The organism is Glycomyces harbinensis (assembly GCF_900101745.1).
Taxonomy (GTDB): domain Bacteria; phylum Actinomycetota; class Actinomycetes; order Mycobacteriales; family Micromonosporaceae; genus Glycomyces; species Glycomyces harbinensis.
Genome location: NZ_FNAD01000013.1, coordinates 67152 through 82614, shown reverse-complemented (window position 1 = coordinate 82614; position 15463 = coordinate 67152). Strand labels below are relative to the sequence as shown.

General features: G+C 72.3%; 11 protein-coding genes. 4 read left to right on the top strand and 7 right to left on the bottom strand.

Annotated features, from left to right (window positions below):
* The 4 genes from BLQ63_RS19520 to BLQ63_RS19505 are packed head-to-tail and all read right to left on the bottom strand — an operon-like array spanning position 1 to position 5249.
* Positions 1-1005, bottom strand: coding sequence for an acetylxylan esterase (locus BLQ63_RS19520; RefSeq protein ID WP_091039036.1), 1005 nt, complete (start codon positions 1003-1005; stop codon positions 1-3).
* A complete protein-coding gene (locus BLQ63_RS19515) occupies positions 995-3406 on the bottom strand; it encodes a glycosyl hydrolase family 95 catalytic domain-containing protein (protein WP_091039034.1) in 2412 nt (803 codons plus the stop codon). The genes BLQ63_RS19520 and BLQ63_RS19515 overlap by 11 nt, the downstream gene beginning before the upstream one ends.
* On the bottom strand, positions 3403-4290 hold the full coding sequence (locus BLQ63_RS19510; RefSeq protein ID WP_091039032.1) for a carbohydrate ABC transporter permease: 888 nt from the start codon (positions 4288-4290) through the stop codon (positions 3403-3405). Before BLQ63_RS19510 ends, BLQ63_RS19515 begins: the two co-directional genes overlap by 4 nt.
* Entirely contained in the window at positions 4290-5249 is a 960-nt protein-coding gene (locus tag BLQ63_RS19505) for a carbohydrate ABC transporter permease (RefSeq protein ID WP_091039029.1), read from the bottom strand. The genes BLQ63_RS19510 and BLQ63_RS19505 overlap by 1 nt, the downstream gene beginning before the upstream one ends.
* A gap of 151 nt (positions 5250-5400) precedes the next feature.
* On the opposite strand from BLQ63_RS19505, the gene BLQ63_RS19500 reads away from it, so the two are divergent.
* The 4 genes from BLQ63_RS19500 to BLQ63_RS19485 are packed head-to-tail and all read left to right on the top strand — an operon-like array spanning position 5401 to position 11728.
* A complete protein-coding gene (locus tag BLQ63_RS19500; RefSeq protein WP_091039026.1) occupies positions 5401-7590 on the top strand; it encodes an alpha-galactosidase in 2190 nt (729 codons plus the stop codon).
* Positions 7587-8183, top strand: coding sequence for an SGNH/GDSL hydrolase family protein (locus BLQ63_RS19495; protein WP_091039023.1), 597 nt, complete (start codon positions 7587-7589; stop codon positions 8181-8183). The genes BLQ63_RS19500 and BLQ63_RS19495 overlap by 4 nt, the downstream gene beginning before the upstream one ends.
* Entirely contained in the window at positions 8180-9271 is a 1092-nt protein-coding gene (locus tag BLQ63_RS19490; RefSeq protein ID WP_091039021.1) for a mandelate racemase/muconate lactonizing enzyme family protein, read from the top strand. The genes BLQ63_RS19495 and BLQ63_RS19490 overlap by 4 nt, the downstream gene beginning before the upstream one ends.
* A 45-nt stretch (positions 9272-9316) precedes the next feature.
* Positions 9317-11728 (top strand): X2-like carbohydrate binding domain-containing protein, encoded by a 2412-nt coding sequence (locus BLQ63_RS19485; RefSeq protein WP_177155019.1) that lies wholly within the window; start codon positions 9317-9319, stop codon positions 11726-11728.
* A 71-nt stretch (positions 11729-11799) separates the two neighbouring features.
* Here BLQ63_RS19485 and BLQ63_RS19480 read toward each other — a convergent pair whose 3' ends face one another.
* The 3 genes from BLQ63_RS19480 to BLQ63_RS19470 all read right to left on the bottom strand — a co-directional run bounded on the left by BLQ63_RS19480 (position 11800) and on the right by BLQ63_RS19470 (position 15423).
* Positions 11800-13362, bottom strand: a complete 1563-nt coding sequence (locus tag BLQ63_RS19480) for a carboxylesterase/lipase family protein (protein ID WP_091039019.1) — start codon at positions 13360-13362, stop codon at positions 11800-11802.
* A gap of 88 nt (positions 13363-13450) precedes the next feature.
* Positions 13451-13885 carry a hypothetical protein gene (locus BLQ63_RS19475; protein WP_091039016.1) on the bottom strand — a complete coding sequence of 145 codons (435 nt, stop codon included), beginning with the start codon at positions 13883-13885 and terminating at the stop codon, positions 13451-13453.
* A gap of 14 nt (positions 13886-13899) precedes the next feature.
* Entirely contained in the window at positions 13900-15423 is a 1524-nt protein-coding gene (locus BLQ63_RS19470) for a tudor domain-containing protein (RefSeq protein ID WP_091039014.1), read from the bottom strand.
* Positions 15424-15463 lie beyond the last annotated feature (40 nt).

Here is a 15463-nt window from a genome sequence, read left to right as displayed (position 1 = left end):
TCACTTCGGGTGCGGGGCGGCGCGGAGGGCGCTCCCCTGTGGTGCGTCAGTGGATTCGGGGCGGGGTTGGAGGACTTGCGCGGCGAACTCGAGGGCGTTCTCCTCGTCGAGGTCGCCGCCGGCCTCGTGGCCGTTGTAGGGCCACAGGGCGATGCGCTTCGGTCCGGCGTAGGCGGTGAAGGCCGGGAGCACGGTGGCGGGCGGGGCGATCCCGTCTGCCAGTCCGGTGCTCAGCAGGGCGGGCGCGCGGGCCCGCTTGGCGTGGTTGACGCCGTCGAAGTACCGGAGCGTCGCGAGCGCGGCGGGCGCTTCGAGCCGCCGGGTCGCGAAGTGCTCGGCGAGCAGGGCGTACGGGTGCTCGCGGCTCAGGCCGGCGGCGCGGTCGAGCTCGCACAGGAACGGGGCCTGGACGATCAGGGCAGCGAGGTCGGGCACGAGTCCGGCGACGGCGAGGGCGATGCCGCCGCCCTGGCTCGCGCCGACGGCGCCGACGCGGGCCGGGTCCACCGCCTCCAGCGAGCGGAGCGCCTCGACGGCCCGCACGGCGTCGGTGTAGACGCGCCGGTAGTAGTACGTCTCGGGCGAGGCGATGCCCCGGGTGAGGAACCCGCCCGCCGACGGTCCGTCCACAGTGTTGTCAGGGGTGTCCCCGTGGCCCTGGCCGCGCGCGTCGACCGCGAGGTGGGCGTATCCGGCTGCGGCCCAGCGCAGGTCGCGCAGGGCGTGCCCGCGGCCGTTGCCGTAGCCGAAGAACTGGACGAGGCCCGGCAGCGGACCGGTCCGGTGCTTCGGGAGGCGCAGCCAGGCGCGGACGGCATCGCCGCCGCAGCCGCGGAAGGACACGTCGAAGACGTCGAGTGCGGTGAGTCGGGTGGGGACCGGTTCGACGGTGACGCCGAGGTCGAACGTCCGGGCCTCGGCCACGGTCGCCTGCCAGAAATCGTCGAAGTCGCCGGGTTCGGTCTGCGTCGTGGGCGTCCGGGGCAGGTCGGTCTCACCGTGCATCCGCTGCTCCTGAAGGCTTCCGCTCCATGAACAGGGGTGCGAGGGCGATCCGCTCCCCCGCGGGCACGCGGACCGTGCGGGCGTTGCCGCCGTAGCGGACGACGACGTCCCGGTCGTTGCCGGTGAGGTCGCGCAGGGCCGCCGAGACGAGGCGCCCGGAGGACCAGGCGGCGTCGACGGCGGTGCCGCCTCGGGCGCGCAGGCCCGTGAACGAGCCGGTGTCCCAGGCTTCGGGGAGCGCGGGCAGGAGGTCGATCGAGCCGAGATGGCTCTGGAGGAGCATTTCGGCGACGGCGACGGTGAAGCCGTAGTTGCCGTCGATCTGGAACGGCGGGTGGGTGCTGAAGAGGTTGGGCAGGAGGCCGCCCCATTCGGAGCCGTCGACCGGGCCGTGCCGGAGGGCGTCGCCGGCGAAGGGCGCAAGCGCCTCTTCGAGGAGTTCGCGGGCGGTCTCGGCGTCGCCGAGCCTGGCGCGCATGAGGATCTTCCAGGCCCAGGACCAGCCCATGGCGCCCGGTCCGCGGGCGTCCATGAAGCGGCGGGCGCCCTCGGCGAGGTCGGGGTTGCGGTCGGGCGAGATCAGGTCGAGCGGATAGAGGGCCACGAGCGGCGAGAGGTGGCGGTGGGCCGGTTCGCCGTCCCGCACGTCGGCCGACCATTCGCGCAGGCGGCCGTCGGCGCCGACCGCCAAGGGCGCGAGGCGGTCGAGCGCGGCGGTGATCTCGTCGCGGAGCGGGTCGTGCGCGCCGAGGGCGTCGATGGCGAGCAGGGAACGCTCGAAGAGGGACCGGATGAGCGCGAGGTCCATGGTGGCGGTGAGGCCGAGGGACGCGGGCCGGCCGTCGGCGGCGACGTAGTGGTTCTCCGGGGACGTGGACGGCGAGGTGGCGAGGCGGCCGTCCTCGTCCTCCACGAGCCAGTCGAGGCAGAACGCGGCGGCGCCGCGCAGGAGCGGCCAGATGCGGCTGCGCAGCAGCTCCTCGTCGGCGGCGAACGCGTAGCGGTCCCAGAGGCTGTGGCACAGCCACACGCCGCCCATCATCCAGATCGCCCAGCTCGGGGCGCCGTGGCCCATGCCCACCGGCAGGGGCCAGCCCCACAGGTCGCTGTTGTGGTGGGCGACCCAGCCGCGGGCGCCGTAGAGGTCGTGTGCGGCTTCGGTGCCGTTGCGGGCGATGCGTTCGACCAGGGCGATGAGCGGTTCGAAGGGGTCGTCGAGGCCGAGGGGGCCCGCGGCCCAGTAGTTCATCTGGGTGTTGATGTTGATCGTGTAGTTCGAGGACCAGGCGGGGCGCGTCTGGTCGTTCCAGATGCCCTGGAGGTTCGCGGCGGACCCGCCCTCGCGGGAGGAGGAGGCCAGCAGGTACCGGCCCCATTCGGCGGCGACGGTGGCCTTGAGGGCTTCGTCGTCGCCGCCGAGGAGGTCGTCGGCGACGTTCCAGAGTCCTTCGCGCCGGCCGCCGATCGCGAAGCGGGCGTGGGTGAGGCGGTCGCGGTCGGCCCGGTGTTCGGCGAGCAGCGCGGCGGTGTCGGTCGAGGCGGCGCCGGCGGCCCGGGACCGGGCGCGGTCGGTGATCCGCTCGCGGGTGTCGGCGGCCCAGCCGTCCGCGGGGCGCTCGATCCAGGTCTCGGCACGGGAGGCGGTGGACAGTGCGATGAGGATGCGGGAGGCGCCGGTGACTTCCATGGCGTCGCAGTCGAAGTCGCCGTCGGTGTGGACCGCGACGGCGGCCGCCGCGTAGGGGCCGTCGATGTCGTCGGCGTAGCGGTGGGCGGGGACCGAGGTCTCGTGGAGCGGGGCGCCGTCGACCGGGACGACGACGCCGATGCCGATGGCGCCTTCGCCCGAGCGGCGGCCGTGCTCGCGCAGCGGGGTCGCGAGTCCGATGCGGGCGTTGAGGACCGGCCCCTCGGCGGTGATCTCGACCAGGAGCGCGTTCGCCGGGCGCGAGACCCAGGAGCGGCGGCGCACCGGGACGCCGGCGACGATCAGGTGCTCGTCGAGGACGGCCCGGTCGAGGTCGAGCACGCGGGCCGGTCGGCCCGGTGCGGTCGCGGCCCCGTCGAGGTCGACGGTGAGGTCGGCGAGCGGCAGGAACTCCTGCGTGTAGGGACCCTCGAAGGCCATGAGCAGCCGCTCGGCCTCGTCGCGGTCGCCGGCCGCCAGCGCGGCGCGCACGTCGGCGAGGCGCTGGGGCCCGGCTCCGGTTTCGCGCAGGCGGGCGAGTTCGCGGGCGGGGCCGTCGGGGGTGCCGGACCAGACGGTGGCGTCGTTGACCTGGTAGCGGGCGGCGGGGCCGCCGAAGGCCATGGCGCCGATGCGGCCGTTGCCGAGCGGGAGGGCCTCCTCCCAGGTCGCGGCGGGGTCGTTCCAGGCGAGTCGCAGTGTCGCAGTGGTCATTTCAGGCCCGTGAATCCGATCGAGTTGACGATGCGGCGGCCGAACACCATGAACAGCACCAGCATCGGGAGGGCGGCTACGAGGGTCGCGGCCATGAGTCCGGCCCAGTCGGGTTGGGACTGCGGGGAGGACTGCTTGAAGACGGCGAGGGCGAGGGTGAGCGGTTGGACCGTCTCGTCGGAGGTGACCAGGAGGGGCCAGAAGTAGTCGTTCCACATGCCGATGAAGCCCAGGATGGAGAGGGTGATGACGGGTCCGCTCGACATGGGGAGGGTGATGCGGAACAGGACGCGCAGGCGTCCGGCGCCGTCGAGGAGCGCGGCCTCTTCGGTCTCGGTGGAGAGGCCGAGCATGAACTGGCGCAGGAAGAAGATGTTGAACGCCGAGAACAGGGCGCCGGGGAGGATCATGCCCGCGAAGGTGTTGAGCAGGCCGAGTTCTTTGACGAGGACGAAGTTGGGCAGGAGGGTGAGGATGCCGGGAACCATGAGGGCGCTGAGGAAGAGGCTGAAGACGAGGTCGCGTCCGCGCCATTGGAGGCGGGCGAAGGCGTAGGCGGCGATGGTGGAGAAGAAGACGATGAGCGCGGTCGAGACGGTGGCGTAGACGATGGAGTTGACGAGGTAGGGGCCCAGTTCGAGGGAGGCGCCCGAGCCGCCGGCGGCGAGGGATTCCTCGGGGGTGGCGAGGCCGAGGACGCGTTCGAAGGCGCCGAGGGTGAAGTCGACGGGGAGGACTGAGGACGGTTCGGCCATGAGCGCGAAGTTGTCCGACAGGGCGGTGCGCAGGATCCAGTAGAAGGGGAAGACGGTCACGAAGATGATGAGCGCCAGGTAGGTCCATGCGGCGGCGCGGGCGGGGCTGAGGCGGCGGCGGGTGCGCATCAGTCGGTCTCCGATTCGTTGGCCCGCAGCAGTCGCATCTGCAGGAACGTGATGATGATGAGGATCGCGAAGAGCGAGAGGGACATCGCCGATGCGTAGCCGAAGTCGAACTGGCCGAACGCCTTCGAGTAGATGTACATCTGGAGCACGTTGGAGGCGTTGGCCGGGCCGCCCTTGGTGGTGACCGAGACGATGTCGAACATCTGGAACGCGCCGATGACGTTGAGCACCAGTACGAGCGCGAGGATGGGCCGCAGGAGCGGCAGGGTGAGGCGGAAGAACATCTTCGATTCGCCGGCGCCGTCGATGCGGCCGGCCTCGTAGACCTGGGGCGGGATGGTCTGGAGTCCGGCGAAGATGATGATCGCGGTGTAGCCCATGTTCTTCCAGACGTGGATGAAGGCGACCGAGGGGATCGCCCATTCGCGCGAGGTGAGGAACTGGACGCCGTCGCCGCCGAAGGCCTGGACGACGACGTTGACGATGCCCAGCTGCGTGTCAAGCATCCAGGACCAGACGGTCGCGGCGACGACGGTGGAGATCAGGAACGGCAGGATGATGAGTCCGCGGATGACGGTGGACTCGGTGATGCGGTGCAGGACCGCGGCGGTGGCGATCGAGACGATCATGGTGAGCGAGACGGCGATGACGACGAAGTAGACGGTGACGCCGAGCGAGGACCAGAAGACCGAGTCGGCGAACATCTCGCGGAAGTTCTCGAGTCCGATCCAGGTGGGCGGGGTGAGCACGCGGAACTCGGTGAAGCTCAGGTAGACGCCGCGCAGGGTGGGGTAGACGGCGAAGACGAGGAATCCGATCATCGCGGGTGCGATGAGGATCCAGGCGAGCCAGCCGTCGCCGCGGTGGGCCGGGGAGTTCGCGGCGGGTCGGCGCGGCGGGCGCTTCGGGCCTGTCGCGGGGGGCCGCTTCGGGGCGGCTCCGGCGGTGGAGAGCGACATTGATCTTCCTGTTCTTCGGCCGCCCGGGCGGCGGCGGTGTGCTTGCGGTGCGCTGAGGTGGGATTTTGCGATCGGGACTTGCGCTGAAAGACTAAACATGGTTAATTCACGTTGTCAAGTAATTGATCGCCATTGATCGCAAGGAGCCACGATGCGCCACGGCGTCGACGCCGTCTTCACCCTCAGAGCCGCGGGCACCTCGCTCGTGGTCGACACCGCGGGCCCCGTCCCGCGGGTCCTGCACTGGGGCGCCGACCTCGGCCCGATCGCGGACGAGGGCCTGCGGGCCACCTCCGTGCCGGCGGTCCTCAACAACGCCCCCGACGAGCCCCGCACGCTGACCGTCTGGCCGAGCGAGCGCGACGGCTGGTCGGGCACCCCGGCCCAGGAGGGCCACGCCGCGGGCGGCGCCACCACGCCGCGCCCCGAACTCGTCGCCGCCGAGTGCGACCCGGACGAGGCGGGCGGCGGGCGCCTCCGGCTGGCGTTCACCGACCCGCTGTGCGGGATGCGCGGCGAGATCGCGTTCGCGCTCGACCCGTTCGGGGTCCTGACCGTGGACCGCTCGCTCACCAGGGACGACCTCGCTCCCGGCGTCGAGGCCGCCCCCTACGCGCTCGGCGCGCTGCGCACGCTCATGCCATTGCCCGACCGCGCGGCCGAACTGCTCGACTTCTCCGGCAAGTGGTGCCGCGAGCGCGCGCCCCAGCGCGGCGCGATCCGCTTCGGCACGCACCTGCGCCGGGCGCACCGCGGCAAGCCCGGCCACGACACGCCGTACCTGATGGCCGCCGGCACCAGGGGATTCGGGTTCGGGCACGGCGAAGTGTGGGCCGCGCACCTGGCGTGGAGCGGCGAGAGCGAGTACTTCGTCGAACGCCTCCCCGAAGGCGCCGGGGCCTTCAACGCCGTCCTCGGCGTCGGCGAGGCCCTGCACCCCGGTGAAGTGCTGCTCGCCGCCGGCGAGCGCTACGACGCGCCCACCGCCGTCTTCACCTGGTCGGACGCCGGACTCGACGGGATCGCCGACCGCCTCCACCGGCGCCAGCGGGCCCGGCCCTCCCACCCGGCCGGACCCCGGCCGCTGGTGCTCAACACCTGGGAGGCCGTCTACTTCGACCACGACCTGGAGCGCCTGACCGCGCTGGTCGAGTCCGCCGCCAAGGTGGGCGTCGAGCGGATCGTGCTGGACGACGGCTGGTTCCGCGGCCGCCGCGGCGACCGCGCCGGGCTCGGCGACTGGTACGTGGACGCGGCGGTCTGGCCCCGAGGCCTGGGCCCCTTCGTCGACCTCGTCCGCGCCCGCGGCATGGAGTTCGGCCTGTGGTTCGAACCCGAGATGGTCAACCTCGACTCCGACCTCGCACGCGCGCATCCGGACTGGGTGCTCGGGCCCGCGCGCGGGCTCGGTCCCTCGGCGCGCCACCAGTACGTGCTCGACATCGCCCGGCCCGAGGCGTACGCGTACGTGCTCGAACGCATCAGCTCCACAGTGTCCGAATACGGGATCGACTACCTCAAGTGGGACCACAACCGGGACCTGCTGGAGGCCGTCGGCCGCGCCGACGGGACCGAGCGCCCCGCGGTGCGGGTGCAGACGCTCGCGCTGTACCGGCTCCTGGACGAACTGCGCGAACGCCACCCGGGCCTGGAGATCGAGACCTGCTCGGGCGGCGGCGGACGCATCGACCTGGGCATCCTCGACCACACCGACCGACTGTGGGCCACCGACTGCAACGACCCGGTCGAGCGCGCGCAGATCGAGCGCTGGACGCGGATGCTCGTGCCGCCGGAGCTCATCGGCTCCCACCTCGGCGCCGCCCGCTCGCACACGACCTCGCGCACCACCGACCTGCCGTTCCGCCTCGCCGCCTCGCTCACCGCGCACGCCGGGATCGAGATGGACCTCTCGATCGCGACCGCGGCCGAGCTGGAGGCGGTGCGGGCCTGGGCCGACCTGTACAAGGAGCTGCGCGGACTCGTCCACACCGGACGCGTCGTCAACGCCGACCTCGCCGACGAGGCGACCGCGCTCAGCGGCGTGGTCGCCCAGGACGGCTCACAGGCGGTCTACGTCTGGGCCCGGACCGCCACTTCCCCTGCGGGACAGTCCGGGAGGGTGCGCCTCCCCGGCCTCGACCCGGCAGCGCGCTACCGCGTCCGCGTCCGCGAGGAGATCGGGGCCGCGAGCCGCCACCAGAACACCGACCCCGCCTGGCTCGCCGGAGCCGCCGCCGACGGCATCGTCCTCGACGGGGCCGTGCTGGCCCTCGCCGGCGTGCCGCTGCCGACCCTGAACCCGCAGCAGGCCATGCTGCTCGACCTGAGGAGAACCCTGTGACCACCCCGCTCGTCGTCTTCGCCGGCGACTCCGTCACCGACTGCGGCCGCCGCGAGGACCCCGACGCCCTCGGCTCCGGCTACGTCCGATTGCTCGCGCCGGCCCTGGCCGCGGCCGGATTCGCCGTCGCCAACCGCGGCGTCTCGGGTGACCGCGTCCGCGACCTCAAGGGCCGCTGGGACACCGACGTCGCGGCGCTGCGACCGACGATCGTCAGCGTCCTCATCGGCGTCAACGACATGTGGCGGCGCTACGACAGCGGCGACCCCACGAGCGCGGCGGACTTCGCCGCCGACTACCGGTCGATCCTCAAAGGACTCGATGCCCGTCTCGTGCTCGTCGAGCCGTTCCTGCTGCCGGTCACCGGAGAGCAGGAGGCCTGGCGCGAGGACCTGGACGAGAAGATCACCGCCGTCCGCGACCTCGCGGACGAGTTCGCCGCGGTGCTCGTGCCCGCCGACGAGGTGCTGAACGCCCTCGGCGACCCGCACGGCCTCGCGCCCGACGGCGTCCACCCCGGCGACCGCGGGCACGAGGCGCTGGCCGAACTCTGGCTCGCGCACACCGGTGCGCTGCTCGAGGAGACGCGATGAGCGACCGCGTCACCGGCGCCGAGGCGTGGCTGATCGAACTGCCCGTCGAACGCCCGCGCACCGACGCCATGCAGTCCTTTCGGGCGCAGGAGACCGTGTTCGTCGAAATCGTCTGCGAATCCGAGGTCCGCGGGCTCGGCTACACCTACACGATCGGCACCGGCGGTCCCGCGGTCCTCAGCCTCCTGCGCGAGACGCTGCTGCCGGTCGTGCTCGGCCTCGACGCCACCCGCCCCGAGCAGATCATCGAGGCCATGGCCGCCGCCACCCGCGCGACCACGGTCGGCGCGATCACCTCCCTCGCGTTCGCCGCCGTCGACACCGCCGTCTGGGACGCCGACGGGCATCGCACCGACCGACCACTGTGGCGAATGGCCGGCGGCGCCCGCGAATCGGTGCCCGCCTACGACACCGAAGGCGGCTGGCTCCACCTCGGCACGGACGAACTCGTCGCCGGCGCCCTCGCGGCCCGGGACGCCGGCTTCGCGGGCGTCAAGATCAAGGTCGGCAAGCCGCACCTGGCCGACGACGTCGCACGGCTCGGCGCCGTCCGCGACGCCGTCGGCGACCGCTTCGCGCTTCTGGTCGACGCCAACCAGTGCTTCACCCTCGGCGAGGCGGTCCGGCGCGCGAAGGCGTTCGAGCCCTTCGGGATCGGATGGCTCGAAGAACCGCTCCCCGCAGACGACCCGCTCGCACACCGGCGCCTCGCCGAGGCGACCTCGATCCCCGTCGCGGTCGGCGAGAGCCTGTACTCGCCGCGCCAGTTCCAGACCTACGCGAGCCTCGGCGCGGCCGCGGTCCTCCAGCCCGACGTCGCCCGCGTCGGCGGCATCACCCCGTGGCTCAAGATCGCCCACCTCGCCGAGGCCCACTCGCTCCCGGTCGCACCGCACTTCCTCATGGAACTGCACGTGTCGCTCGCCGCCGCCGTCCCCAACGGACAGTACGTCGAGCACATCCCGCAGCTCGGGGCGATCACCACGGCCCCGCTCCGCATGGACGGCGACCGGCTGCGGGCCCCCGGCGCGCCCGGCCTCGGCATCGCCTGGGACCGCGACGCGATCGAACGACTCCGGACCGCCTGAGCGCGAACCGGAGCGGTCAACGACGACCATCCAGAGAGGAAGCTCATGGACCAGCACCACCACCGACGCGGCCTGGGAGCCGCCGCCGCGGCAGCCGTCGCGGCGGCCCTCGCCCTCACCGTGATCCCCACCGGACCCGTTGCGGCCCAAGCAGAGGACGAGCCCCTCGGCGAGCGCCCCTACATGGGCTGGAGCAGTTTCAGCATGCAGGTGTACACCGGCGACAGCCAGTGGATCGACGCCGAGCAGCTCAAGGCCCAGTCCGACGCCATGCACGACAAGCTCCAGGAATACGGCTACGAGTACATCAACGTCGACGCGGGCTGGAACGGCGGCGTCGACGGGCACGGCCGCCCCGTCCCCAGCACCGCCCTGTACCCCGACGGCCTCCAGGAGGTCATCGACCACGTCCACGACAACGGCCAGAAGTTCGGCCTGTACTTCATCCCCGGACTCTCGCCCCAGGTCTACGAGGACGACCTGCCGATCGCCGGCGCCCCCGAATGCTCCACCGCCGACATCGCGATGCAGCCGCTCCAGCAGGCCGACTACTGGGACCTCGGCTACCGCATCGACTTCGCGAACCCGTGCTCCCAGGCCTACATCGACTCGATCGCCGACCTCATCGCGAGCTGGGGCGTCGACTTCGTCAAGTTCGACTCCGTGACACCGGGATCGGGTGTCTCGGACCTGTCGCTCGACGCCCGCGACGACGTGGCCGCCTGGTCCCAGGCCCTCGAAGGCCACGACATCTGGCTCGAACTCTCCTGGGCCCTCGACATCGACTACGCCGACTACTGGGCCGAGCACGCCCAGGGCTGGCGCGTCGACTGGGACGTCGAGTGCTACTGCCCCGGCGAAGCACTCACCAAGTGGGAGAACATCGAACGACTCTTCCCGCGCGTCGCCGAATGGTGGCGCCACGCCGGCCCGGACACCGGCTGGAACGACCTCGACTCGCTCAACGTCGGCAACGGGCGGATGGACGGCCTCACCCGCGACGAGCGCCGCACCGCCGCCACCCTGTGGGCCGTCTCCGCCTCCCCCATGTACCTCGGCGACGACCTCACGACCCTCGACGAGTACGGCATCGAACTGCTCACCAACCCCGAGGTCATCGCCGTCAACCAGGCGGGCGTCCCCGCCCGCCCCGTCGCCACCGCGACGCCGCGCCAGACCTGGTACGCGCTGAACGCCGACGGCACGTACACCGTGGCGCTGTTCAACACCGGCGCCACCGACGCCGACATGACGCTGGACTTCGCCGACATCGGCCTCGACGGCTCCGCGAAGGTCCGCGACCTGTGGGCGCAGGAGGACCTCGGGAAGTTCGACGGCGAGTACACCGCCGCGAACGTCCCGATCAACGGCACGCGCCTGTTCAAGGTGACCCCGTCCAAGGGCGCTGAAGTCACCGTCAACGACGACAGCCTGCGCGTCGCCTACGAAGGCGACTGGAACCGCAACGGCGGCAGCGAAGTCGCCGCCACCTCCCAGGCGCTGGCCCTGGCGGTCGGCGACTCCTCCACCGGCGAGGCGCCCACGGCGCCCGAGGCGTCGTACACGGTGCCCGTCAACGACGACTCCCCCGAGATCGCCTACACCGGATCGTGGGGCCACAGCACCGGCCGCGGCATGGGCGACCACCAGGACGACGTCCACTACAGCGAGTCGAACGGCGACGCCGTCGAATACGCCTTCGTGGGCACCGGGGTCGACTACGTGACCGAGACCCATGAGTCCCAAGGGGAAGTCGACGTCTACCTCGACGGCGAGTTCCAGGAGACCGTCGACACCCACCAGGCCGAGGGGCGCGGCGTCCAGCAGGTCGTCTACAGCGTCGCGGACCTGCCGAACGGCGCGCACACCATCCGGCTGGAGAAGAAGTCGGGGCAGTTCATGCTCCTCGACCGGTTCGACGTGCGGCAGGAGACCCTGATCCAGCCCGGCAGTGCGGCGTTCGACAAGGCCGAGCCGGAGGACGTCGCGGTCACGCTGCTGCGCGACGCCGGCGAACTCGAGGGCATCGCGCACGAAGGCGAAGCGCTCGAAGCGGGCACGGACTACACGGTCGAGGGCGACGTGGTCACGGTGCACGCGGCATACCTGGCCGGTCTTCCCGAAGGCGAAGGGGCGCTGGACTTCCGGTTCCGCGGCGACCACCTCGACGACGTCCACGCCACGGCCGCCGTCGGGGACGCCGTCTCGTTCGGCTTCCGCGGCACCGCCGTCACGTGGACCGGGCCGACCGGGCCCGACCAGGGCGAGGTCGACATCTATATCGACGGCGAACTGGTCGACCGCGTCGACACCGCGAGCGCGGCTCGCCTCACCGGCCGGGAGCTGTTCAGCGCCACCGGACTCCGGGACGGCGAGCACACGTTCCGGGCGGTCATGGTCTCCGGCGAGACCATGCGCGCGGACGCCTTCGCGTACACGGTGAAATCCGTGAGCTGACGACTGAGCGAAGGGTCCCGGCGTTCTCCTCGAACGCCGGGGCCCTTCGCGTGCGGCGGGTCAGCCGCGGTTCACCTGAACCGCTTCCAGAACCCGCAGTGGTGCCCGTCGGCGACGTCGACCATGCCGGTCCCGTCGATCGACATCGCGAGCGCCTCGCCGTCCCGGTAGGGGTCCCAGCCGGGGTCGCCCGAGGCCGCGAACGCGGTCCAGCGGTCGATCATCGCGTCCGCGAGGACCTTCCGGTCACCCGTAGGCGGTGCGGGGGTCCCGAATCCGTGGTCGGCTTCGAGCAGGTAGGGAAGGTCCGCACTGTGGTGCGCCCCGATCGGGAACCCGGCCACGTCAGGGGCCGGCTCGGCGAACTCGTACGCGTAGACCGGCGCGCCCCGCCGCGTCGCGTCGAGCGCGGGCGGCTGCGAGCAGGTGCCGAGCATCGCGCCGTAGTCGGTCAGGAGCGTGGCGAGCGTGATGCTCGGCGTCACCGAGTAGTCCGCCGGGTAGCGGTCGATGATCGCGGCGGCGGCCCTGTCGCCGAACAGGTTCGCGACGACGCCGGGGTAGCTTTCGGCCGTCACCGGGTTCTGCCGGGCGTCGTAGCCGCTGTAGACGAACGAGCGCATCTCGTCGCTCGTGCCGCCGTGGATCAGCGGCACGTCGGCGGCCAGGCCCAAGCGCATCGCCGTGAGCGGTTGCAGCGGCAGGGCTTCGGTGCCGGCGACCGGGGACCAGGGCTGATCGGCCGCGCGGCGCACCACCGGGCTGGGCTCGTTCGCGCCGAGCGCCACGAGGTCGGCGAGGTCGGCGTCGCGCAGGCACGCCTCGGTGTCCGCGGCGTCGCCGCAGCCGAGCGCGGCGGCATGGTCGCCGCCGCGGCGCTCGGCCTCGGATCGGGTGAGGACCGCGTTGCCGCACGGCGCGCTCTGCACGATCGCCTTGTGGAACAGGCCTTCAGCGCCCGGCGCGGCCAGCTGCGCGCAGGTGGAGCGCCCGCCCGCGGACTGGCCCCAGAGGGTCACGTTGCCCGGGTCGCCGCCGAACGCGCCGATGTTGTCGCCGACCCACCGGAGCGCGGCCTGCTGGTCGGCGAGGCCGAAGTTCCCGGCGTAGGGATCGGTCAGGTCGGGGTGGGCGAGGAAGCCGAGTGCGCCGAGCCGGTAGTTGACCGTGACGACGATGACGCCCGAGCGCTCCACGATCCGGGTCGGGTCGTACATCGCGCCTTCGCCGGTGTTGAGCCCGCCGCCGTGGAGGAACACCATGACCGGCGCCGGACCGTCGGTCTCCAGTGGCGTGTGGACGTTGAGGAACAGGCAGTCCTCGCTGCCGTGGACGGGTTCGCCGTCCCGGCGGCCCTCCTGCGCGCAGGCGGCGCCGGGTTCGACGGCCTCCCGCACGCCTTCCCAGGATGCTGCGGGTTCGGTTGCGGCCCAGCGGAGGTCGCCGACCGGTGGGGCGGCGTAGGGGATGCCCTCGAAGGTGCGGGTGCGGTCGCCGACCGTGCCGTGCAGCCAGCCGTCGCCGGTCTCGACGAGTGCGGGGTCCCTCGCGTATGCAGGGCTCCCGACGGCGAGCAGCGCGACTGCGGCGGCCAGCGCCGCGGCGAGTGCTTTGCGTGCGGTTGATCTGGTCATGCCGTCCACATTCGCGGACGCGGGCCGGATCGCGCGTCGGCGTACGGGCGTATTCGGGCTACGCCGGTGCCCGTAGCCCGGACGCGCCTCAGGCCGGCTGGCCCGGTATGAAGTTCAGGACCGCGCGGTCGCCTTCGACGGCCAGCATCTCGATGGTGAGGGTGTCGCCGAAGATCGCGGTCCCGCCCTCCCCCATCGACATCGTGGTGCCGCCGCTGTAGATCGTGACGCTGTCGTCGGCGACCGACACGTCCAGCGGACCCATGCTGGAGTCGACGGAGGCCTGGCCGATCACGAGGATTTCGCAGGTGTTGTCCGCGCAGGCGCCGTAGTCCTGGCCGTCGGCGGCTTCGGGGAACGCCGCCTCGCTCGGGGTGGGCGACGGCGCGGCGGTCATGGAGGGCAGTTCGCTGACCTGTTCCAGGGACTCCGTCTCGGGTGCGGGGGCGTCCTCCTCGGCCGCACCGCAAGCGGTGAGCGCGAGGACGGCGGCGAGCAGGGGCAGGGCTCGGGCGGGTGTCACGGTTCCTCCTGGGTTCAGTCCTGGATCGGGTGGAACAGCTCGCGCACGTCGGCGGCGCTGTACCCGGATTGGACGACGTTGACGTTGCGGTAGTAGAAGCTGTCGGGGCAGGGGTCGCCGATCTCGCGGCTGTACTGGTCGACCACCTCGCCGGTGCGCAGCTCGTACACGGTGATGTCGAACCGGGCCGCGAAGAACGACAGCCAGATCACCTCGTCGCTCGGGGAGCTGTAGCGGCACGACTCCTGGAACTCGCCCATCGAGGGTCCGTCCACACAGGTCACGAGCACGGTCTCGTCGACGCTGTCGGCGATCCAGGAGCCGGGGAAGTCGTACTGCTCGGCGCTGAGCCCGAGGGTCCACATCGCATGCGGGCCTTGGCCTTCGTAGGCCGGGGCGCCGCGCCAGGGGGACGGGTCGTCGCAGTAGGCGCCCTGGCCGAGCAGGGTGGTGGCGGTGTCGTACTCGATGCGGTATTCGACGTCGTACAGTTCGTCGGCCGCCGGCTGAGCGTCGGCGTGGTCGGGGTGGTCGGCGAGGAACTGCCGGTAGGCGACCCGCGCGCCGGTGAGGTCGCCGATGTCGGCGCGCTCGCGGGCGCAGGCGAGCAGCCGGGCGGGGACCTGGTCGGCTGCGGCGGCGATGGGTTCGCCGAGCGAGGGGGCCTCCCAGGTCTGGCCGTTGAGCCAGGTGTCGACGGTGGCGGCGGTGCAGACGGGGGTGTCGTCGGCGAGGTCGGCCATGAGGGCCTCGACGGTGCCGCGGACGCGCCGGGACTGGTCGGGGTCGTTCGCGAGGGTGTCGATGAGCTGCCCGAATCCCAGGCGCATGAGGTCGGCGACGTCGCCGCCTTCGCGGGCGGCGTCGAAGAGCATCCCGGCCCGTTCGGGCCCGGCGCCTTCCCACAGCGCCGCCGGATGCTCCATATAGGTCGCGACGGTGTCGGCGCCGGTCGCGGGGTCCTGGGCGCGGGCCTCGTTGAGGATCCGGCAGGCGGCGAGTTGGTCCTCGCCTTCGATGACCATGGGGCCGAAGGCGGCCCGGTGTGCGGCCTCGAAGGATTCGAGGGCGTCGGTGGCGGATCCGCAGTCGCCCGCGGCGTGGTCGTGCTCGGCGCGGAGCACCGTCAGCCAGGCGTCGGCGCGCAGTCCCAGGACGAGGAGCAGCGCGAGTCCGGCGCCGCCGACGGCGAGCAGGCGCTCCCGGGGCGGGCTTCCCGGGCGGTCGAAGTCGAGCAGCGGCTGCGGTTCGGTCTTGCGGGTGAGGTGCCGGGCGTGCAGGCCCATCGCGAGCCACCAGGCCCCGAATCCGAGCCGCCACCAGGGGTTCTCAGGGTCGGTGGCCATGGCGTACACCAGGAACCCGGTCCCGGCCAGCGCGGCGGCCGCGAACCGCCAGCGGCCCAGGAGCATGTAGCCGAGGCCGAACCCGGTGGCGTTCCCGGCGACCGCGGCGATCGGGTCGACCGCCCGCGGGACCGTCGGGGTCCTCGGCGGCGGGTTCACCGCGGGCGGTGGCGGGTTCGGGGCGGGGTGCACGGGAGTCCTCCTCGGTCGGCGGCTCCACGAGTGCACCACG

Bases quoted from the DNA above. Each gene is read 5' to 3' on its own strand.
- BLQ63_RS19500 (WP_091039026.1), top strand. From the start codon at position 5,401: ATGCGCCACGGCGTCGACGCCGTCTTCACCCTCAGAGCCGCGGGCACC.
- BLQ63_RS19515 (WP_091039034.1), bottom strand. From the start codon at position 3,406: ATGACCACTGCGACACTGCGACTCGCCTGGAACGACCCCGCCGCGACC.
- BLQ63_RS19485 (WP_177155019.1), top strand. From the start codon at position 9,317: ATGGACCAGCACCACCACCGACGCGGCCTGGGAGCCGCCGCCGCGGCA.
- BLQ63_RS19505 (WP_091039029.1), bottom strand. From the start codon at position 5,249: ATGTCGCTCTCCACCGCCGGAGCCGCCCCGAAGCGGCCCCCCGCGACA.
- BLQ63_RS19510 (WP_091039032.1), bottom strand. From the start codon at position 4,290: ATGCGCACCCGCCGCCGCCTCAGCCCCGCCCGCGCCGCCGCATGGACC.
- BLQ63_RS19490 (WP_091039021.1), top strand. From the start codon at position 8,180: ATGAGCGACCGCGTCACCGGCGCCGAGGCGTGGCTGATCGAACTGCCC.
- BLQ63_RS19480 (WP_091039019.1), bottom strand. From the start codon at position 13,362: ATGACCAGATCAACCGCACGCAAAGCACTCGCCGCGGCGCTGGCCGCC.
- BLQ63_RS19520 (WP_091039036.1), bottom strand. From the start codon at position 1,005: ATGCACGGTGAGACCGACCTGCCCCGGACGCCCACGACGCAGACCGAA.